23 protein-coding genes and 1 pseudogene are annotated in these 17,968 nt (G+C 68.8%); 4 read left to right on the plus strand and 20 right to left on the minus strand.

The genetic code is table 11. The features are described 5' to 3' along the window. Positions 1 to 113: 113 nt before the first annotated feature. The 9 genes from OHB41_RS09085 to OHB41_RS09125 all read right to left on the minus strand — a co-directional run bounded on the left by OHB41_RS09085 (position 114) and on the right by OHB41_RS09125 (position 6,556). Entirely contained in the window at positions 114 to 1,550 is a 1,437-nt protein-coding gene (locus tag OHB41_RS09085) for an IS1380 family transposase (RefSeq protein ID WP_266705748.1), read from the minus strand. A 98-nt stretch (positions 1,551 to 1,648) separates the two neighbouring features. Further along, positions 1,649 to 2,407: a hypothetical protein gene (locus OHB41_RS09090; RefSeq protein ID WP_200705394.1), complete on the minus strand. Its 759-nt coding sequence runs from the start codon at positions 2,405 to 2,407 to the stop codon at positions 1,649 to 1,651. Beyond that, positions 2,407 to 2,934, minus strand: coding sequence for a hypothetical protein (locus OHB41_RS09095; RefSeq protein WP_059073256.1), 528 nt, complete (start codon positions 2,932 to 2,934; stop codon positions 2,407 to 2,409). Before OHB41_RS09095 ends, OHB41_RS09090 begins: the two co-directional genes overlap by 1 nt. A 92-nt stretch (positions 2,935 to 3,026) precedes the next feature. Beyond that, the gene (locus OHB41_RS09100; RefSeq protein WP_266697377.1) at positions 3,027 to 3,617 is read right to left on the minus strand and encodes a hypothetical protein; all 591 of its coding nucleotides are present in this window, start codon (positions 3,615 to 3,617) and stop codon (positions 3,027 to 3,029) included. A 170-nt stretch (positions 3,618 to 3,787) separates the two neighbouring features. Next, positions 3,788 to 4,147, minus strand: coding sequence for a hypothetical protein (locus OHB41_RS09105; protein ID WP_103542855.1), 360 nt, complete (start codon positions 4,145 to 4,147; stop codon positions 3,788 to 3,790). Between the two features lie 62 nt (positions 4,148 to 4,209). After that, positions 4,210 to 4,803 carry a hypothetical protein gene (locus tag OHB41_RS09110; RefSeq protein WP_266697378.1) on the minus strand — a complete coding sequence of 198 codons (594 nt, stop codon included), beginning with the start codon at positions 4,801 to 4,803 and terminating at the stop codon, positions 4,210 to 4,212. 300 nt (positions 4,804 to 5,103) lie between these two features. Continuing rightward, positions 5,104 to 5,628, minus strand: coding sequence for a hypothetical protein (locus OHB41_RS09115; protein ID WP_103546066.1), 525 nt, complete (start codon positions 5,626 to 5,628; stop codon positions 5,104 to 5,106). 55 nt (positions 5,629 to 5,683) lie between these two features. Beyond that, positions 5,684 to 5,941 (minus strand): hypothetical protein, encoded by a 258-nt coding sequence (locus OHB41_RS09120; protein ID WP_030213880.1) that lies wholly within the window; start codon positions 5,939 to 5,941, stop codon positions 5,684 to 5,686. A 210-nt stretch (positions 5,942 to 6,151) separates the two neighbouring features. Further along, positions 6,152 to 6,556, minus strand: a complete 405-nt coding sequence (locus tag OHB41_RS09125) for a hypothetical protein (RefSeq protein ID WP_199846737.1) — start codon at positions 6,554 to 6,556, stop codon at positions 6,152 to 6,154. A gap of 1,235 nt (positions 6,557 to 7,791) precedes the next feature. Here OHB41_RS09125 and OHB41_RS09130 point away from each other — a divergent pair. Beyond that, positions 7,792 to 8,886 carry an alanine racemase gene (locus OHB41_RS09130; protein WP_266697379.1) on the plus strand — a complete coding sequence of 365 codons (1,095 nt, stop codon included), beginning with the start codon at positions 7,792 to 7,794 and terminating at the stop codon, positions 8,884 to 8,886. Positions 8,887 to 8,961: 75 nt separating this feature from the next. Here OHB41_RS09130 and OHB41_RS52590 read toward each other — a convergent pair. The 10 genes and pseudogenes from OHB41_RS52590 to OHB41_RS09185 form a co-directional block, all read right to left on the minus strand. Continuing rightward, positions 8,962 to 10,025 (minus strand): IS630 family transposase gene (locus OHB41_RS52590; protein WP_526024902.1). Its coding sequence is split into 2 segments (ribosomal slippage): positions 8,962 to 9,576 and positions 9,579 to 10,025, totalling 1,062 coding nucleotides; the frame shifts between segments, so codons are not numbered across the junction. 52 nt (positions 10,026 to 10,077) lie between these two features. After that, complete coding sequence (locus tag OHB41_RS09145) at positions 10,078 to 10,572, minus strand: hypothetical protein (RefSeq protein ID WP_266697382.1); 495 nt, start codon at positions 10,570 to 10,572, stop codon at positions 10,078 to 10,080. Positions 10,573 to 10,680: 108 nt separating this feature from the next. Continuing rightward, positions 10,681 to 10,803, minus strand: a complete 123-nt coding sequence (locus OHB41_RS09150) for a hypothetical protein (protein ID WP_256905569.1) — start codon at positions 10,801 to 10,803, stop codon at positions 10,681 to 10,683. 58 nt (positions 10,804 to 10,861) lie between these two features. Continuing rightward, positions 10,862 to 11,350, minus strand: coding sequence for a single-stranded DNA-binding protein (locus OHB41_RS09155; protein ID WP_030213869.1), 489 nt, complete (start codon positions 11,348 to 11,350; stop codon positions 10,862 to 10,864). Positions 11,351 to 11,620: 270 nt separating this feature from the next. Continuing rightward, positions 11,621 to 11,935 carry a hypothetical protein gene (locus tag OHB41_RS09160; protein ID WP_051713629.1) on the minus strand — a complete coding sequence of 105 codons (315 nt, stop codon included), beginning with the start codon at positions 11,933 to 11,935 and terminating at the stop codon, positions 11,621 to 11,623. Between the two features lie 139 nt (positions 11,936 to 12,074). Beyond that, positions 12,075 to 12,272, minus strand: coding sequence for a hypothetical protein (locus tag OHB41_RS09165; protein WP_030213862.1), 198 nt, complete (start codon positions 12,270 to 12,272; stop codon positions 12,075 to 12,077). A 208-nt stretch (positions 12,273 to 12,480) separates the two neighbouring features. Further along, positions 12,481 to 13,407: a hypothetical protein gene (locus tag OHB41_RS09170; protein WP_030213859.1), complete on the minus strand. Its 927-nt coding sequence runs from the start codon at positions 13,405 to 13,407 to the stop codon at positions 12,481 to 12,483. Between the two features lie 34 nt (positions 13,408 to 13,441). Then, a pseudogene (locus tag OHB41_RS09175) lies at positions 13,442 to 13,846 on the minus strand (transposase); the annotation flags it as partial. Between the two features lie 399 nt (positions 13,847 to 14,245). Beyond that, on the minus strand, positions 14,246 to 14,485 hold the full coding sequence (locus OHB41_RS09180) for a hypothetical protein (protein ID WP_030213852.1): 240 nt from the start codon (positions 14,483 to 14,485) through the stop codon (positions 14,246 to 14,248). 518 nt (positions 14,486 to 15,003) lie between these two features. Further along, positions 15,004 to 15,435, minus strand: a complete 432-nt coding sequence (locus tag OHB41_RS09185; protein ID WP_059073248.1) for a hypothetical protein — start codon at positions 15,433 to 15,435, stop codon at positions 15,004 to 15,006. A gap of 274 nt (positions 15,436 to 15,709) precedes the next feature. On the opposite strand from OHB41_RS09185, the gene OHB41_RS09190 reads away from it, so the two are divergent. The 3 genes from OHB41_RS09190 to OHB41_RS09200 are packed head-to-tail and all read left to right on the plus strand — an operon-like array spanning position 15,710 to position 17,016. Continuing rightward, positions 15,710 to 15,865: a hypothetical protein gene (locus OHB41_RS09190; protein WP_266697384.1), complete on the plus strand. Its 156-nt coding sequence runs from the start codon at positions 15,710 to 15,712 to the stop codon at positions 15,863 to 15,865. A 9-nt stretch (positions 15,866 to 15,874) separates the two neighbouring features. Further along, on the plus strand, positions 15,875 to 16,783 hold the full coding sequence (locus OHB41_RS09195) for a site-specific integrase (protein ID WP_266697385.1): 909 nt from the start codon (positions 15,875 to 15,877) through the stop codon (positions 16,781 to 16,783). Beyond that, a complete protein-coding gene (locus tag OHB41_RS09200; protein ID WP_030213840.1) occupies positions 16,780 to 17,016 on the plus strand; it encodes a hypothetical protein in 237 nt (78 codons plus the stop codon). Before OHB41_RS09195 ends, OHB41_RS09200 begins: the two co-directional genes overlap by 4 nt. 103 nt (positions 17,017 to 17,119) lie before the next feature. On the opposite strand, the gene OHB41_RS09205 is transcribed toward OHB41_RS09200, so the two are convergent. After that, entirely contained in the window at positions 17,120 to 17,962 is an 843-nt protein-coding gene (locus OHB41_RS09205; protein ID WP_266697386.1) for a hypothetical protein, read from the minus strand. Positions 17,963 to 17,968 lie beyond the last annotated feature (6 nt).

Raw genomic sequence — 17,968 nt, forward strand, 5'->3', positions numbered from 1 at the left:
CGCCAACTGTTGGGTGGCCGATGTGATTTCGGTGCTTGGGCAGGTCGGAGTCCCGGCGCGGTGGTCGGGTTCTCCGGGTTCTTTCGGGTCGTGGGCGGACGGGGGTTTGCTGGTCAGCTGGCGGGTCGGGGCAGTGCGGCGAGGCGGTGGAAGGCCGTGGCCAGTTCGTGTCTCCAGGGCCAGGTCGCCGATATTCGCAGGTGGAGGCGTCGGCCGCCGCGGGTGAGGCGGGCCGTGACGTGCAGTAGCCGGTAGCGGAGTTTCTTCGGCTCGGCGGTGGCCAGCTCCCCGTCCAAGAGGAGGACACGGGTCCAGGCGAGCAGGTCGATCGCGGCGAGGCTGAGTTCGAGCCAGACGGCGTTGACGGCGAAGTCGCGGGAGGGGAAGCGGCCGAAGCCGGTGGTCTTGCCGCACCGGATGTGGTCCTCGACAGTGGCATGTCCGCGGTGGCGGACCTCCAGGAACTGGGCGGAACCGCCACCGGAGTACGGGGTGTCGGTGAGGAACACCTGATGCCGCAGGCCCTCGTCCTGGTCGAACAGGGACAGCTGGGCTCCGGGGTGCGGCCGCTCTCGGCGCACGATGATGCGGGTGCCGGCCGGGTAGCCGTCCAGATCGACCATGCCGGTCAGCTCGGCGACCTCGGCGCCATCACGCAGAGTCCCGTCCTGGTCCAGGGCGGGATGCCAGAGGCGGTCGGGCATGGCCCGGACAGCGCGACGGACCGGCTCGGTGATGGCGTATCCGACCGAGAAGAAGGTACGGATTCCTCGTTTCCGCACGTCGCGGACGTGGGCGAGGAATGCTTTCGCGGATCCGGCACTGTCGGTGCGGACGAGGATGTCGGTGCCGTGAAGTTGAGCGTCGGGGATCTGCGCGAGTGCCTGGTCGAACACCGTGATGTGGTCGCTCGCGGTGTTGGCACCGGCGTTTCCGGGACGGAGTCGGCCCGACAGTGCCTCGCCGGTGTTGGCCAGGAAGCACAGCAGCGGGTGGAAGCCGAAGCCGCCTTTATAGGTGGGTGCGGCCTGCTCCTTCTCGGAGTGGCAGGTGATCAGCGTGGCGTCGAGGTCCAGGACCAGCCCGGGCAGAATGCGTCCCGCGGCCCGGACTGCGGGTATGCCCTCGCCTTGCTCGGCGGCCTGCATCCAGGCGACTTCCCGAGCTTGGGCACGCGCCGCGCGCAGAGAAGCCAGTGTCCTCTCGTCGGTGTCGGCGAGCAGTCGCCAGGCCGTCGGTGCCGAGGCGACCGAACCGAACACCCCTGCCTGGTCCCGCAGTACGGCCAGGTCCGCGATGGCCTCACCGCCGTCGGCGAGCATCACCGCCAGGTCGGTGGCGATCCGGCCCGGATCATGCCCGGTCCCGCGCGGCCGAAGTGGCCTGAGCGCGGTGGAGTACGCGGCGGTCAGCCCGGTGGCATCAGCGAGATCGGCCAGTAACCGTGCCCCGGCATGCCCGACCACCCCCGAACCATCTGCACTGACCTGGATCTTGGGACGCAACCCGATAGCCTGCACGTAGAAAGTGCCCTCCGCCTGGACCGACAGAACTCCTCAGCAAGGTTCATCGTCCCAGGTCAGGAAGGCACTTTCGCATTTCCGCCCCAAAGCCAGCCGTACCCAAGTGAAACGGCGAGGCTAACGTCTCAGTAGCCCTTGCGGGCCGCCGCGCGGGCCTGCGCTTCGGTGTCACGGGCGGGGATGGTGGCGAGGAGTTCGCCGGGGCTCGCGGCCCTGGCGAGGGACTTGGTACGGGCCGGGTCGGCGTACAGGGTCCACACGTCGCCGCCCATCCGGGGCCAGTAGGAGAGCTGCCAGAACCGGCGGTTGGCGTAGCAGATCTGCCATGAACGCGGGCTGGACGGGTGCGCGCTCACACCGGCCGGAAGGTCCGGCAGTTCCGGCGCGGGACCGTACGCGCGGTCGATGTAGGCGAGGTGTTCGGCCGTCGCCGTGATGGCGACGCGCACCGTGTGCGGCCACCGGTGCCCCTCGGGCAGCATCGGCGCCCACTCCTCCCATTGCGCCTCGATGCTCGCGCTGCCGGTGTACGGCGTCCAGGCCGCGCCGCGCGCGTAGTTGAAGCCAAGCCGCATCAGGTGCCACCCTGCGGCGATCTTCAGCCCCTCCGTGTTCGCGCCGTCGGTGATGGTGTCCAGGTAGATCCCGGCGGGGTCGTTCTCCCGCCCGGCCGCACCCCGCTCCGTGAGCGGGATCATGTGGCGTTCCGCAGTGCTCCCCTCGGCGGTCATCAGCCGCAGCGTGGCGCCCCCACCGGCGAGCGGGTACGCCATCCGGATTTCCGCGACGGTCGGCAGGGCGGCGAGTTGGCCCGCACGCATCCGCTCCAGCCGCTCGGCCATGGTGGCCGACACCTGGGAACGCTCGCCGCCCTCGGCGGCCATCAAAACGGGGCGCCGTCGTAGGGGCGGACGAGGTAGAGGCGGCCGTCGTGCACGGCCAGTCGCTCACCGTCGCCCAGCTTGAACGCGGAGACGTCGGCCCTGTAGCCGCAGCCGGTAGCGGTGCACACGTAGACCGGCCGTCCCTGCGCGTACGGGCCGGGAACGGGGGTGTAGCCGCCCCAGCCGCATTCCGCGCACACCTGCGGGCCGAACTCCTCGGACCCAATCACCATTTCGCCGGTGTGCTTCTCGGCCGCCCGCGCTGCGGCCTTCTCGCGCCGGTCGGTGCACGCGGGGTCGTCGCACGGCCGGTGCCCGATCAGGCCGTCCGTGGACGCGTGGCGGATCTCGATCAGGCCGTAGTCCCGGCACGAGCCGCACAGCGGCTCCGGGGCATGCGGCTGCTCACCGTCCACGCACCCGGTCCGGTTGGACGAGTCGTACCAGTCGCCTTGTCCGTCGGCCTCGATGTACTCGATTTCGCGGGCGCAGTGCAGACAGGTGCGGGTCTCGGAGGTGGTGCTCATCTGCCGTGGTCCTCTCGGGGGTTGGGCCGCACGCCGGTCGGTCGCGCGGCGGGGGGACCGGCCGCCAGCGGAAGGGGCGGTCGGTCGCGGGTTCAGCGGGTCTCGGCGGTGAGGTCGGCCACGCGCCGCTGGTAGGCGTCCCACACGCGGTCGGTGTCCAGGTCGGGGCCGGTGGTGTAGCCGGTGGGTGAGGAGGCGTGCGCCCATGTGCCGTGCACGGTGACGGCTTCCCGGTACTCGGTGCGCCTGGCCGGGTGGGATGCGATGGTGACCCACTGCGCACCGGTCAGGGACGGATAGGTGTGCAGGTGGGCGGCGACGTCTGCCGCCATGGCGTCGGCGGCGGCGGCCGGGTCGGTGATGCCGGCGGGCGCCTCGGTGAAGTCCCAGTGCACGTGACGGGTGTTGAAATCGTCGGTGATCACAGCACTTATGCCGAACAGTCCGGCCAGTGGCACGTCGTAGCCGGACACGGCGGGGCCGTTGGTGTGGGAGTGCGCGTCGATCCACACGTCCGGCTGGCCCGGGGCGGTGGTCACCAGGGAGGCGCCGGGCAGGGAGCGCCAGGGCTTGACCACGAGGAAGGTGACGCCGTGCGCGGTCAGCGCGGCCTTGAGGATCGTGCCGGTGCGCTCGGCGGCGGCGGGGGCGGTCTTGCTCAGGTCGTGGGGCCAGGAAGTCATGGTGTACCTCTCACATCGATGGGGTGTGGGTGGGGCTGAGTGCGTGCGGCCAGGCTCGACCGGGCACCGGCCTATCGGGCGGCGCGGGTGGATCAGAGGAGCGGTGCGTCCTGGTCCGTGCGGAGGGGCGGGGACCAGACCGGCGCTGATCGCCATACGACGCTCGGGGCTCACCCGCCGCTGAGGGGCACGCCGGGCACGCGGGGGCCGTGCCTCTGGGGCGGGGCGGCCCGACCGGCCGCAGCCTCCGCCATGGCCTCCGTGCGCGCGGTCTCGGCCGTCTCCTGCTCCTGGGTGGCCTCCGCCTCGACCGGCGCGACCTCCGTCTGCCCGAGAGTGCCGCCCGCGCCGTTGCGGTTCTCCGCCGGAGCCGGAGCCTCAGGGGCGTTGCCGTCGTGCAGCTCGGCGACCGCCGCGACGCGGGCCGCCTTGCCGCGCGCCGTGCACGGGCCCTCATGCCCTGGAGACCAGACCGGATCAGCTCCGCTGATCAGGCGGAAAAAGAGAGACCCCCGCCCGGCGAGCATCATGCTCAGCCGGCGGGGGCTCCGCGGAATTCACCTGCCGACGCCCAGAGGTGAGCCCCAGTCGGCTACGGCTGGATGCTGCCGTCCGGCACGAGGATCGTGATCCGGTCCTGGCACAGCTGCTGGCTTCCTGCGTCCGTGCCTTCCTGGTCGGGCCCGATCTTCAGCCGACTCCTGTCGTGCGGGTCGCCGGTGTAGCTCGGCTTCGACGCATCGACGGGCTCGACCGTGCAGCGCAGCCGCTCGACGCGCGGCGTCTGGTCCGCCTCCTGCGGATCGATGATCCGGACCGCGATGTCGTTGGCGAAGGTCTTCTGGTACCAGAGGAAGCCCGTCGGCCTCTGCTCCTGGGTGGTCACCGTGCCGGGCACGACGACGTCCTGGTCCTGGACCGTCGTGTAGTCGTAGGTGATGTCGGACGAATACTCCGAGGCGGTCGTGGCCCTGTAGTAGGAGCCGTCGGTGCGCTTGACGAGCTTCTGCACGGGGTCCGCGACGTAGGCGATCTTCGTATTGGCCATGGCGGCGCGATCTTGGGCTTCCTGGCTTCTCATCTGGTTGCCCCAGATGATCAGGCTCGCGACCAGGGCGGCGATGGCCGCGATCGCGATCGCCCAGCCGCGAAGGAGCGAGCGCCTGCGTAAGGGGATGTTGTACATGGTGGTGGTCTCTCTCTTTCTGCTGGTGCTCAGGCGGTTCCGAGCTCGCTGCGCACGTGCAGCCGCTTGGCTAAGAAGCCGGCCTCGATCTCAAAGTGGCCCTGGTGCAGCTCGTAGAGCGCAGGGCAGACGAGCCCGGAGGCCCAGGCCTGGCAGTAGTAGACGAGCTTCTAGAGCTTCATCGCGGTCATCGCCGGCCGGGCGGGCTCGGCCGCGGCGTGCTTCTGCAGGATGTACTCGGCGACATCGAAGACGGATGTCTGAGACTGAGCGATGGTTCCAACCTTCATCTCGCTTCGATCACCACCAGTGCCGGAACAGGTAGTCACCGCGCGGCAGTTCGCCGCGTCGGATCAGATCGGCCAGGACCAGCCGCAGCGACGGCGAGAAGGCGCGATCGGCGAAGAACCGGTCCTCGAACACGGCGTTCTCAAGGTCTTGCGTCGCCGGCGGGTTCGCCCCGACGGTGGCTGGTGTGTTTTCGTCGGCGACGCGGATGCTCAGCCAGTAGTCCAGCTCCGTCACGCCGGTCTTGAAGGCGCTCTCGCCGGTGCGGGAGTCCCAGCCCAGGTAGATCTCGGCGCCGTCGAGGTCGCCGAGTGCCTGCAGGTAGTCCCCGTCGGAGGTGAGCTCGTAGAGCTTCACGCTGTCATTGCCGATGTGCTCGTCGTCCCGCTGGCATCCGCGCAGCGAGCTGTACGGCTTGCCGTAGACGCGCTCGGCGATGGCCTCGATCGGAATGTATCCGTTCTCGGCGGTCACAAGATCAGCGTGCGGTTCCAGCGTGTAGACGCTGCGGGGCGTGTATTCGGGTGCATCGGGCATGACGGGGCCTCTTATGTGCGGTTCGGTGATGGTTGCGGGGACGAGCCAGTGCGGCTCAGTGCTCGCCTCGCAGGAGGACCGCCAAGGCCTGAGCATGGGCGTTCTTCGCTTGTTCGACGGCGGCCTGCTCCTGGAGGGAGTGGATCTTCTCCCCCGCCTGGATGCGCTCGTCGACGGCGTCCATGGCGAGAATGACGGCAGCGAGTTCGAGCCGGGCGTCCGCCACGCGGCGCTTCAGCTCGGGGTGCCGCTCGGACATCACGCCCAGCCGGTGGACGGTGTCGATCCTCTGCTCTTCACTGACGGTGGACATAGCGGAACTCGCTTTCTGCTGGGTGGTGTTGAGGGGCGTGGGGTCAGGGAACAGAGCGCAGCGCCACGAGGACGAGGAGGACGGGAGAGGTTCTGGTGCGGGGCATGGCGTCTGCTTTCTGCTTCAGTCGAGTGGGGGCGAGAACGAGGAGCCCCCGCACGGCGTGATCCCTGCGGGGGCTGATGGTGCGGATGCGTTGCGCTCGTGGGGTCAGGCCTGGGCCGGTACCCCGGCGAGGTCGACCCTCCGGCCGCGGGCCAGCTCGGCGGCCGGGACGACGATGCGGTAGCCGCCGACCGGGTAGCTCGGGTGGTTGGAGTACACCACGGCGCAGGTCCAGGAGCCGGAGTGGCGCTTGCGCGGCAGCGGCTCCTCCTCGACGCCCTCGGGCAGGAGATCCTTGCGGAACTCGATCGGCACCACGACGACGCGGTACGACTGATCGGTGCGCGGTGGCTCCCACGGCAGCTCGACGACCAGGTCCTTGGGCCACTCTTCGATGGTCACGGGCAGGGTGGACAGGTAGTGGTTCGTCGAGTCCTCGGGGGCCTGGGCCAGCCGGGCCTGCTCCTGCTCTTTCGTCTCGATGAAGCCGATGCGGCTGAGGAAACTCATGGTGATCAGTGCTCCTGAATGAGTGCTTGGTCCGGACCGCCGGCGCGGGGTCGAAGAAGGCGAGCTCGTCGAGCTCGCAGCTCACGCCGTGGATGCGCGCGGCCTCCAGGTCGGCGAGGTCCTGGTGCACGAGGTCGTCCGGCTTCGTCAGCCACTGGACGAACACCCCGGTGTCGTCGATGCCGTTCAGGGAATGCCGGACGATGATGCCGATGCTGCCGGGGACCGGGCCGAACTCGTACTCGAGGTATTCGCTGGCCTCGGCGAGGAGCGCGTAGCTGCCGACGGCGGGCCGGACGCGCTGGCCGGGCCTGTCGCCGCGGTCCTCGGGCTTCGGCCTCCGTCTGATCAGGTCCGGCAGGAGGAATGCGAGCCCCCGCTCGTCGCGAGGGCCGCGGTGAAGACGATGAGGAGGATGGCAGGCCGGGCATGGCCAGGAGCGTGCTCATCGACGTGGTTTCCTTCGAGACCGCAGTGGAGGGGAAGAGGAAAGGCAGGGCGAAGAAGCCGCTGGTCAGCGCGTCTCGCTGTAGCCGCACTCGGAGCACGTGTGCCTGACCTTCTTGGTCTTCTTGCCGGCGCGGACGCCGTAGGCGTTCGACTCCATGTCGACGGCGCAGTTCGGGCAGGTCATGGCTCGGCTCCTGACGTGACGAGGATGTTCTTCAACGCCAGATCCGGATCAGCTCCGCTGATCCCTTGTGCTCACTACCTTCACGGGACGAGCAAGGCGAGCCACGAAGAAGAAAAAACACAGCACCCCGGCGCAGCTGCTGCCCGAAGGCAGAGCGCGCACCGGGGTGCTGGGGAAGCCGGAGCCGCGGAGATCTCCAGGGACGCGCCACAGGGATCAGCTTCAGCACTGAAGGAATCGAACCTTTTCCGCGGTCGGTCTGCACGGTGTGCCCACTGGCGCACGCCGAGGATCAGTCGGCGCACTGCGGATTCGAACCGCTCCGTGCAGAAGTCCATGGCAGCAGGTCTACTCAGCCAATCGCCGTGCAGCTGCTCGGAATTCCTCGAAGGTGACAGAACTGCTGGTACCGGGCCCCACAGGGTTGTTCAGGCACCGTGTACTCAACTTGAACTCGTGATGTCGGGGTGCTGCACCTCCTCCATGTCGACCTGGCTGTCCCGTTTGTGCGCTCTTGTGGCCAGGTTCCATGGTCGGTTGGTGTTCGGCAGGAACCACACGTGATCGTCTGCGCGTGATCTGCCGGTGGAGGTGCACGGATATGAGCACAGGTCTTCCTGAAGGTATGGTCACGCCCGCACTGGTGGTGGACGTCGATGTGATGGAACGCAACATCAGCCGACTGGCGGCCGCGGCCAGGGCTGGCGGCTTCGCGGTGCGTCCCCACGCGAAGGCGCACAAGTGCCTGGAGATCGCCGATAGGCAGATTGGCGTGGGAGCGGTGGGCCTGACGGTCGCCACGGTTGGCGAGGCTGAGGTATTCGCCCGTGGTGGCGCCACCGATCTGTTCATCGCGTACCCGTTGTGGGTCGACGACAGCAAAGCTGGGCGACTGCGCCGACTCGCAGAGACCACAGCCCTGCGCGTTGGGGCCGACTCCGTCGAGAGCGTCCAGCGTCTTGGGCGTGCAGTTCGGGGGACCGCGCGCCCGGTCGAAGTGGTGATCGAGGTCGACAGCGGTCACCATCGCACCGGGGTCCTCCCGGCTGACGCCGCCATCGTGGGCAAGGCGGCAGGCGATGCCGGGTTGGACGTCGCCGGAGTGTTCACCTTCCCTGGACACGGCTACCGGCGCGACGCGCAGGCCCGTGAGCAGGCGGCGCGCGAAGAGGAAGTCGCGCTCGGCGAGGCCGCGGAAGTCCTGAACACCGTGGGCCTGCCTGCTCGGGTCGTCAGCGGGGGCTCGACACCGACGGCAGGACACTGGAAGCCGGGCGTGGTGAACGAATTGCGGCCAGGCGTTTACGTCTTCAACGACGCGACTCAGTTGGCCATCGGCACCTGCAGTGCAGCGGACCTGGCCCTGCGTGCCGTGGCGACGGTGGTAAGCGTGCCGGCCGCGGGACGCTTCGTGCTCGATGTCGGCAGCAAGGTGCTCGGGTCGGACAGGTCGCCGTGGGTGACTGGTCACGGATACCTGCCCGGCTTTCCGGACGCGACCGTCACGTCGCTGTCCGAACACCACGCCACAGTCGTGCTGCCCGAGGGCGTCAAGGCCCCAGCGCTCGGAACCGTCGTCGCGGTCGTTCCCAATCACGTGTGCACGCCGGTGAACCTGGCCGATGAACTGTTCATTATTCAGGGTGGGCAGATCGTGGACCGCTGGGCGGTGGCGGCACGAGGGGCCAATACCTGACGGGCAGGCGACGACCCGGGCCAGGGGTGGTCGCGCCTGGCCCGTGCGACCGGCGCCGCTGTGAGGGGCCGGGCGTCAGGGATCCAGCGCAAGGCCAGTGCCGGTGAGGCAGCCGTCGATCAAGTGCGGTCGGTACTGGATCATCTTGAGTTTTCGCTTCACTGCTCGGGTGATCTGGCTGAGATCGGCGGCGGCGAGGTTGCCGATGTCGCGCTTGACCAGGGACCAGATACCTTCTTGAGGGTTCAGGTCGGGTGCGTACGTCGGCAACTGGAACACGGTGAGCCAGTCGGCGTTGACCTCGAAGAACTCCCGCAGCGGCGCGACCAGGTGCATGCGCAGGTTGTCCCACACGAGCACGATCGGGCCACCGAGCTGCGTGCGGGCGCGGATGACCAGGTCGCGATAGTCCTTCCAACCGAAGCCCTTCGGTTCGTCCTTGCGGCCCCGATACTCGCGGATCGCGTAGATCAGACGGGACCGCTCGCCGGGCTTGTAGCAGGTCATGCCCGCCATCGAGACGCGACCCGAGCCTCGTCCTCGCACGCGGACGACCGGGGTGCTGCCCTTGCGGCCCCAGGTCCTGGCACGCGGCGGCGTCATCGACTGGCCGGCCTCGTCCTCGAAGACCACCCAGGCTCCGTTCACCGCCGCGGTGCTCTTACCCGCGGCCACACCTCCCGCCTCCACAGCTCCACCGCATCGTCGTCACGCTCGATCGCACGCCGGGCGGGCTGCTGCCAGGACCATCCGTGACGCCGCAGCAGCCGCCAGGTGCCCTCCACGGTGTACGAGACGTGGAACAGGCGGCCGATCATCGTCTTCACCCGGGCCAGCGTCCACCGCTGGTCGGTCCACCCGTGCGCCAGCGGGCCGCGTTCCAACTCCCGCTCCAGTCTCGCTATCTGCGTGTCAGACAATCGAGGTCGGCCAGGCGAGCCCTTCGACGCAACCCCAGCCTCGCCGTCCTCGCGCCACTGGCGCCGCCAGCGCTCCACCGACCGCTCCGAGACCCGCAGCGCGGCAGCGATCTCCCTGTTCTTCTCCCCAGCCTCGAAGCAAGCCACGGCCTGGAGCCGGACCCGCTCCCGCGCGGTCCTCTCGGCGTCGGTCAACCCGCCGCCCTGCGGATATCTCACCGCACCAGGACTACCGAAGCCACCCGCGAACTGTCCGAGGAACAGCCCGACATCACCCGATCAAGTCCAGTAGCGCCCCGGGGGGCGCGAGGGGCGTGCCGCTGATGGTGGGCACGGCCTTGGGTCCGCCAGTGAGGGCGTGCCCCTGCGGCAGGGTCGTGCTGGCCTGCCAGTGCGAGACCCGCCCCTGCGGCAGGGTCGTGCTGGCCTGCCAGTGCGAGACCCGCCCCTCCGTCGTGCGGGCCGGATACACGTACCGCGAGCTCCCCGCCGGCGACTTGGTGGTGTTCATGGCGTCCAGTAGCGTGCCGGCGACCACCTCGCCGCGCTCCTGCACGCACACGGCGGCCTCCTGCCACATGCCCTTGCCGCTGTTCTTCTCGGCGGGCAGCGTCGTGCACACCAGGAGCCGCTGGCTCGGGGCCTCGGCCCACCGGCCGCCAAGCGCGGTCCCGGCAGCCGGCTCAAGTCGGACGCCCACGATCCGGTCCGCCCGCACCCACTGGTCGCCGATCCGGACCCAGGTCGCGGCAAGTTGTGCTGACATGTCGTTTCTCCTTGTGCGTGAACGCTGCCGGGCGGGTCCGCCAAGGGCCCGCCCGGCAGCGGTGAGGGGCTGAGCCGTTGTCGGCGTCGGCCAGGCCCGTGGGGTGCGTTACTTCCCTCGCTTGCCTGTGAGGTTGATCCGGACGCGGGACTGCGGCTTGGTCTCGGCGGTCTTGTCCTGCGGCTTGGGGGTCTTGCCGGTGAGGTTGATACGGACTCGGGACTTGGGCATGTGCTGCTCCCTCGTGAGCTCGGCCAGGCCCGCCGGGGGGGTGGAGTTCTACAGATCGTCAAGCGGTCTGAAAGGGCAGCTGCTCGTCCTGCACGGCGCTGGCGTGCGCGACGGCCGGGGCGGCGGCTGCGACGGGAGCAGCCTGGGCCTGCAGGTTCTGGTTCTGGGCCTCGGCCTTGGTGACGCGCTCGGCCAGGCGGGCCTGCGTGGTGGCGCGGGACTCCAGAAAGGAGATGTTCTGGATCTCGAGCTTGACCTCGAAGACCTCGGCACCGTTCTTGGTGTAGCGGTTCAGGCGGGGCTCATAGCTGAGGCCCACCAGGTCACCCTTGTGCACGTGGGCGAACGGCCCGGTGCCCTGCGTCTCGGCACGGACGAAGGCCTCGAAGGGCAGCGCGTCGGAGATGCGGTTGCCCTGACGGTCGGTGTAGCCGCGGTCGACGAAGGCGGTGAGCATGACCTTCTTGGAGCCGTCCTTGTTCTCGAAGACCTTCGGGTCGTTCGCCAGGCGGCCGATGACGGATGCGGTGCTGTTCGGGTTCGACATGGTGGATTCTCCTTGAATACAGCGCAGCGCCCGGATCGACATCGTCGTCCGCGCGCAGTTGGGTGGGTTGTTGAGATGTTCAGTTGTCTGTCATGCCACCATCCGGATCAGCTTCGCTGATCAGATGATGTTCTCTTTCAACGCTTCATCCGAATCAGCTGTGCTGATCGAATGCTTTGTCATTCCGAGTCCCGAATCGGCTTCGCCGATCAGACTCGTGTTTCTCGCTGGTTTACCGGCCACTTCCCCGACCAGACCCCCGGCGTGATGTCACAGCGTCACCTGCACTTCGTAGGCCGTCGAGCAGTACGGCCCGACGGTGAGTGCGTGCACGGGCGTCACCAGACCTGCCTGCGCCAGGCGCGCCGTCAGGCCCGAGTGCTCGGACCAGTCCTTGATGAAGACGTTCCCGGCCTCGGGCGTGAGACCGTAGCCCTGCAGGCTGATCGAGATGGGCTCAGGACCCTCGTCGAGTTCAAGTTCCAGCACACGGTTCTCGTCGTCGTGCACGAGCGCTCCGGTCAGCTTGATGCAGCCGAAGTTGACGGTGACGTCGTGCTTCACGGTGGTCGTGGACTCAGCCATGGTGGTCTCTCTCTTCTCGTGATGTGGATTGTGGACGCCGATGGGCGCGATCAGCTGATGCCTCCTCCGCTTTCGCATGGTCCGTGGGCCTGAAGCACGAGCGATAAGGCGGGGGCGGCAGGCTGGTGGCGGTTCGCGGTCACGGCTGGTCCCCCTGGAGTACGGCGCGCAGCCGGGCGGCCAGGTCGGTGTCCTGACCCTCCAGCAGCGCCAGGGCCCGCTCGATGCGCTGCTCGGTCGTCAGGCGCCAGCGTCGCTCGAACTCGGCACGGTCGTGCAGCACCTGGATCGCGGTGTTGAGCTGCCGGTTGGTGCGGGTGCGGATGATGCGGAACATGACGTGCTCCTGGTTCAGAAGGTGATCTGTCCGACGGGGTGAGCGACTGCGGCGGCGCCGGCGTTGAACTCGTAGCGGCAGGAAGACAACCGACCTCATGGGCTCCGGCACAGCGGTGGGATTCGCCCACGAAGCGATCGCGCCCGTGGGCGAGGGGGATGCCGATGCCTCTGCAGATCTACTTCCGGATCGACTGCGTCGATCCAGATCAGTCACCGACCGGAACCTGTTCGCGATACAGCTCGCTGATCCGGGCAACGGCTTCAGCTGGAGGCTCATAGACCGGCGGCAGTTCGCTAACTGCGATGTCGAGGTCTCGGGCATCCGGCAACGGTTCAGGTCGGAGCATCGCTGCTCCGGCGGTAGTGCTCAGGTAGAGCTCGATCGCGCGCTCGATACGCCTGTTACGGGTCAGCACTCTGCTGATGCCGTTGACCTCGTCGAGGTCCAGGTCGAGGGTCACTGCTCGGTTGAGTGCCCGGCGCATGCGGTGCTCGATGGTGCAGTGCGCGTTCAGATCGATGGTGGTGTCCTTGTATCCGAGCAGCACCGCGTCGAAGACGCCCTCGATGCTGTCCGGGAGCTGCCAACCGGGGAGATGCCCTAAGGTGCCGTCCGTCTCGCGGTCGTCGGCGTCGAGCAGACGGTTCCAGTCGTCGCGCCGGCGCTTCCACTCGTCCTTCCGGATCTCCTTCGGTCGGTCAGCCTGGTTCTGGTAGTGGTAGTCGACGAAGAAGGGCCGGCCGTCGGCTTCGAGAGCCAGGAGCGCGTCGGTGTACGCGCGGTTCCCGGCGAAGGGGTACGCCAGCCGGCGCGTGCCGTAGTCGTCGTCGACCTGGCCGAAGACGATGCTGAAGCGCAGCGGGTCGTGGAACGTCATGCGGTCATCGAGCCCGGCCTGCTCGTCGAGCCAGAGCTTCCGGGCCCGGTAGACGGTGTAGTTGTGCAGGGGGCCGCCCATGTCACGTTCGCGCACCTCGGTGTCATCGACGACGCGGGCGAGGTTCCTGGCGATGACGGGCACAGCCAGCTCGCGGAAGACCTCACGCATGCGCTTGGAGATTACGCGGGTGAGTTCGAAGAGGTCGGGCGCGTGCGTGGTCAGCCGCAGCCCGTCATACAGCTTGGTGCTCATCGGATTTTCCGTTCTTGGGACGCCCCTATAGCTGTCAAGCAGCTGGAGCGGGGTTGTTTTGAGTGATGTGCGTGGCCGGTGGGCTGCCAGGAGCGTGGTGGACCTCGCGGGCGCCGATTCGCTTGAGGCAGCGCATGATGTCCGTCTTGGACAGCCCTGCCGTGGTGCGGCGTTCGACATAGGCGCGGATGCGCTCGTCGAAGCGCATCCGGACCAGCACGATGGTGTGCAGCGCGTTGGTCGCGGCCCGGTCACCGCCGCGGTTGAGGCGGTGGCGGTGGGTGCGGCCGGAGGTAGTCGAAATCCGAGCGGCACCGGCGAGGTGCACGAACGCCCTCTCGGACCACATGCGTTCGGGATTGTCCCTGGCTGAGGCCAGCAGCTGGCCGGCGGTCTCGGGGCCGATTCCGAACAGCTCCGGCAGCGTGGGGTCCGCCTGCTTGACCGGCGGGCCGATTCGGCGTCCAGGGCCTGGTGGAGGCGGGCGGTCCACAGCGCCCTCACCGCCTCGACCACGCCGTCCCGCCTCATTGGTGTGCCGGTGGCCAGCCGGACAGCACGGCCGTCGCGGCGGCGTACATCACTTCGCCGACCATCCGACCGACCCGATCTCGCTGTCGAAGATCGGCGGGACCCTGACCAGGTCAAATCAGTGCAGCGCCGCGTCAGCCCGGACCCCCGCCAGCCCGCTCCACCAGCGATGGGCGAGCTCGCCGGTACCGCATCGACGACGTCTTGGTGGCCGGTCTCCAGCAGGCCTTGACCTTGACCGACGCTCGCCCCGACCTGCTGCGCGGCGAGCCATCGGGGACGGCTGCCTGACCGGGCGTGGTGAACATCAGGGCCAGACGGTGTCGGACTCGGGACGCAGATCCGGCCAATCGGCCAAGAAGCGGGTGACCTTGTCGGCGGGCACGACGACTCCGGAGGACTGCGTCAGGAGCCGCACGTACTCGACATCCTCGACGACCCCGATGACTTCCTCCCAGGTGTCATCGTCGAAGGCCTGGAGCAGCCCGTAGCCGGTGTCCGTACGCTCCAGACCGGCGCCCCAGAAGGCGGGCGTCCGGCTGTGCAAGCTATGCGGCGCCGCCCAGGAGCTGTAGCCGCTGCTGCACGGCTTCGAGCGTGGCTTCCAGCCAGGCGGCTGACCGGGCACCCCGACAGGCCTGACCGGGCGTGCGACATAAGCGCGACACCCTCCCGCGATGCTGGTGAACGAACCGGCCGGGGAGGGGCGATGGGCGTCACGCCCATTGCGATGCAGCCGGGGCTGGCCGAGCTTCGCCTCGGTGATCGTCCCATCGACCAGGGCGGGCAGCGACCTGGCGGGCAAGTCGGGCTTGCCCTCATCCGCCGCGTCTTGCGGTCCGGACGGTTCATGTCCCCGACTGTGACACCGGCTGCAGCCAGCACCCGGGCGAGCTCGGCACCGTAGGCGCCGGAGTCCCTGTCCACACCGGGTCGGGGCAACAGAAGCAGCCGGATGATCTCGATCGGGTGCGGATGGCGCCCATGGAGTCCGCGCCTGCACCCGCAGGCGGGGCAGCCTCAGGCATGGCGTTGAGGGCGGTCAGATGAATGGAGTGCTGGTCTTCAGAGACCGTGCTTCTCGTGGTCGTAGGGCTCGTTCGGCCGGTGGACCGCGATGCGCACGACGGGTGTGGACCCGTCGGTCTCCGGGCGCTGCGCGGCCGGCGCTGGCGTCCGGGTCTGGGGTCTGAGCTCACGGGCGATACAGAGGATGCAGGCGACGATGGCCAGCACGATACAGAGGAGCGCCAGGCTCTGTAATGGCGTCAGGGGGTACATGGGGAGGTCCTTTCGGAGAGTGGAGCGTGGGAGCCGCCGAAACTCGCAGAGCTCGGCGAGGGTGTGGCCGCAGGAGAGGTAGGCGACCTCATACAGCGGGCCCTGGCCCCAGCTCGGGTCCCAGTCCTCGGGTGGCAGGGCGGGTTCGACGGTGCATTTGATGATGTCGCGGGGCGGCCCGGCTCGCTGGTCTCGTCGTAGGAGCAGAAGGGGCACCGGTCTGTTCCTTAAAGTTCAGCGCTTCTACGGATACGGCCGTGCGCAGTCCCGACCCGCGCCCGGAGGATGAGCCGTTTCCGGCTGCCTGACGGCTAGCTTTCAGGCATGGACGAGAACGACGAGCAGCCTCGACTTCGACAAGACAGAGATCGACTGGCGCCCTGAAAGGGCAGCCGCGGCACTTGCTGGCCCGTACGCGGACATCTATCGCAGCCACCTGGCGGTCGCCCGGTGGGCCGACGGTTATGCCGAGCGGTACCAGGCGAGCAACATGGCCGCCGCGCCCCCCGAGCACAGGGACGGGTTCGTGGAGGGAGTTCTGTGGATGGCCGCCTTCCTGCGGCAGCGTGATCTGCTCCCTGACGGTGACCTGCTGCAGCAGGACGAGCCGGGACTCCCGGACCGGGACAGCACGCCCGATTCGTAGAGTGACGGGATGGACTCCCAGACCCAGGCCCCGGACCCCTACGCGATCCTGCACGGCTGGCTCGCCGGATCGTACGTCCGGCCCGACGGTCAGCAGGTCATCGGGCGCGTCTGGGACGAGGACACCAAGTACCGTTACGGCCTCTACCTCGCCGGGATCGACGCCCCGCCCGGCTGGAAGCAGGACTGGTTCATCTACATCGGCGGTCTCGTCTGGCACTTCGAGCCCCTACACATCCAGGACTGGGCCGCACGCCTCACTGCCTTCGACGGCACCCCGCTCGCCGCCACCTCCCGCGGCCGCGCCGTCTCCGCCGTCCGCTCGTACTACGCCCACTGCGAGGACGACCTCGGCGCCGCCCGCTGGAACCTCCCGCCCCGCCGCGCGCTCGCCGGCCCCACCCCACCGGCCGCACGTGAGACCCTCACCCGGTTCCAGACCGACGCGCTGCGCACCGCCGCCGACCGCTACCGCGGCCCGCACCCCGAACGGGCCCGCCTCGCCGCCTACATGACCCTCGCAGGCCTGCGCCCGGGCCAGTCCATCGCGGCCGTCATGCAGTACGTCCAACGCGACAACCAGGCCGGTCCCACCTGGAGACTGCCGGTCAAGAACAACAGCGCCTCCGCCGTCGGCCCGCTCACCCCCATCCCCCGACCCCTGGTGTGGGCGCTGGACGAGTACCTGCCGGTGCGCACCCACAAGGCCCCGCACTCCACCGAGACCGAGGGCCCGCTGCTCCTCTCCCGCACCGGCCGCGGTCTCGATCACGTCACCTTCACCCGGCTGCTGCGCGAGGTCGCCGCCACCCACCCCGACCTCGAAGAGATCGCACCCGGCCTGCACCCGGACGTCGTCGCCCACTCGCCGAGCCCCTTCGCCGACGAGTCTGGCCCGGCCGACGGGGACGGGCGATGATGCTGTACCGGGCCGTCCTCCAATTCGTGGAGGACGGCCCGGGTGTCACCGGCGACTGGAGGGACAACCCCGCCCCCGCCCGCGCCATGTACAAGAAGTGCGTCGGGCTCTACACCCACGACCCCGCCGTCGTCGTCCAGTTCGTCGCCGTCGAGGACGACGGGACGCGCCGGATCATCCGCAAGTGGGTCGTCGACCGCGAGGTCGTCACCGAGGAGGGCGACCCGCTGTAGAACCCGTCCAGGCGCTTGCGCAGGGCCAGGCAGAAGCCAGGAAACAGCTGGTACGGCCCTCCTGCAAGCCGCCCCCGCGGGGGCCGTAATCCCTGCGCCAGGGTCAGCCCGCGAATGCGAGGTAGGAGCCGACCGTGAGGCCGGAGAACGTCAGGAGCTGGCGCGGCTTGAGGAGGGTGAACGCCGCGTGCAGGGTGATGCCGGCTGCGACGGCGTACGGCGTGGTCTGTGGGATCAACAGCACGATCTCGGCGGTGATGACGGCGGCGGCGACCAGGCGCCACAGGCGGATGTCACGGGGGGTGAGGTTGCTTGTGTGTCGTAGGACGACGCCGGGGATGGCGTTCTGGCGGCGGTACGGAAGCTGGTCCTTCAGCTGGGTGTAGGCATACATCCACTGGGCGAGGTAGAGGCCGGTGCGGAACTGGACGGAGCGGATCTTCTGCACGGCGCTGTTCCAGTAGAGGTCGGCGGTGACGAGCGCGAGGAGAATCTGGGCCCAGGTGTTGGCCGTGCTGGGATGATGCTCGATGGTCAGGCCGTGGCCGAGATCTCCGGCGACCACCAGGCACGCGCCGGTCAGGAGGGTGAAGCGCACGGCGGCGGGGCTCTTAAGGTAGAGGAGTTCCATCGCGGCCCCGGCCAGCACGAGCAGCAGCGTGAGGCGCGGGGCGATCCCTACGGCGAGGATGACGGCGGCGGCCGTGCGGACGATCAGGGCGGGCCGGTAGATGCCTGCGAGCAGACGGCTGCGGCGCGGGCCGAAGCGCTGCTGGGCGAGGCGCAGGCTGAGCGATCCGGGTGCGAAGCGGCTCCAGCCTCCCTGTCCGAAGGAGAGGGCGAACCGCAGGGCCAGGACGCTGCCGTAGGCGATGCGGAACAGTTGGAGTCGTCCGGGATCGGTCGGGCTGCGGAAGCCGGACGCGAGGGCGTCAAAGAACCACACGGCTGT

It is taken from the genome of Streptomyces sp. NBC_01571 (assembly GCF_026339875.1).
In the GTDB taxonomy this organism is placed as follows: Bacteria; Actinomycetota; Actinomycetes; order Streptomycetales; family Streptomycetaceae; genus Streptomyces.

What these genes read in the sequence shown, in the direction of transcription:
- OHB41_RS09145 (WP_266697382.1), bottom strand. Translation starts at nt 10,572, where the DNA reads ATGTCAGCACAACTTGCCGCGACCTGGGTCCGGATCGGCGACCAGTGG.
- OHB41_RS09115 (WP_103546066.1), bottom strand. Translation starts at nt 5,628, where the DNA reads ATGCCCGATGCACCCGAATACACGCCCCGCAGCGTCTACACGCTGGAA.
- OHB41_RS09130 (WP_266697379.1), top strand. Translation starts at nt 7,792, where the DNA reads ATGAGCACAGGTCTTCCTGAAGGTATGGTCACGCCCGCACTGGTGGTG.
- OHB41_RS09110 (WP_266697378.1), bottom strand. Translation starts at nt 4,803, where the DNA reads ATGTACAACATCCCCTTACGCAGGCGCTCGCTCCTTCGCGGCTGGGCG.
- OHB41_RS09195 (WP_266697385.1), top strand. Translation starts at nt 15,875, where the DNA reads ATGGACTCCCAGACCCAGGCCCCGGACCCCTACGCGATCCTGCACGGC.
- OHB41_RS09190 (WP_266697384.1), top strand. Translation starts at nt 15,710, where the DNA reads ATGGCCGCCGCGCCCCCCGAGCACAGGGACGGGTTCGTGGAGGGAGTT.
- OHB41_RS09105 (WP_103542855.1), bottom strand. Translation starts at nt 4,147, where the DNA reads ATGATGCTCGCCGGGCGGGGGTCTCTCTTTTTCCGCCTGATCAGCGGA.
- OHB41_RS09200 (WP_030213840.1), top strand. Translation starts at nt 16,780, where the DNA reads ATGATGCTGTACCGGGCCGTCCTCCAATTCGTGGAGGACGGCCCGGGT.
- OHB41_RS09150 (WP_256905569.1), bottom strand. Translation starts at nt 10,803, where the DNA reads ATGCCCAAGTCCCGAGTCCGTATCAACCTCACCGGCAAGACCCCCAAG.
- OHB41_RS09160 (WP_051713629.1), bottom strand. Translation starts at nt 11,935, where the DNA reads ATGGCTGAGTCCACGACCACCGTGAAGCACGACGTCACCGTCAACTTC.
- OHB41_RS09155 (WP_030213869.1), bottom strand. Translation starts at nt 11,350, where the DNA reads ATGTCGAACCCGAACAGCACCGCATCCGTCATCGGCCGCCTGGCGAAC.
- OHB41_RS09170 (WP_030213859.1), bottom strand. Translation starts at nt 13,407, where the DNA reads ATGAGCACCAAGCTGTATGACGGGCTGCGGCTGACCACGCACGCGCCC.
- OHB41_RS09090 (WP_200705394.1), bottom strand. Translation starts at nt 2,407, where the DNA reads ATGGCCGCCGAGGGCGGCGAGCGTTCCCAGGTGTCGGCCACCATGGCC.
- OHB41_RS09120 (WP_030213880.1), bottom strand. Translation starts at nt 5,941, where the DNA reads ATGTCCACCGTCAGTGAAGAGCAGAGGATCGACACCGTCCACCGGCTG.
- OHB41_RS09165 (WP_030213862.1), bottom strand. Translation starts at nt 12,272, where the DNA reads ATGTTCCGCATCATCCGCACCCGCACCAACCGGCAGCTCAACACCGCG.
- OHB41_RS09095 (WP_059073256.1), bottom strand. Translation starts at nt 2,934, where the DNA reads ATGAGCACCACCTCCGAGACCCGCACCTGTCTGCACTGCGCCCGCGAA.
- OHB41_RS09125 (WP_199846737.1), bottom strand. Translation starts at nt 6,556, where the DNA reads ATGAGTTTCCTCAGCCGCATCGGCTTCATCGAGACGAAAGAGCAGGAG.
- OHB41_RS09100 (WP_266697377.1), bottom strand. Translation starts at nt 3,617, where the DNA reads ATGACTTCCTGGCCCCACGACCTGAGCAAGACCGCCCCCGCCGCCGCC.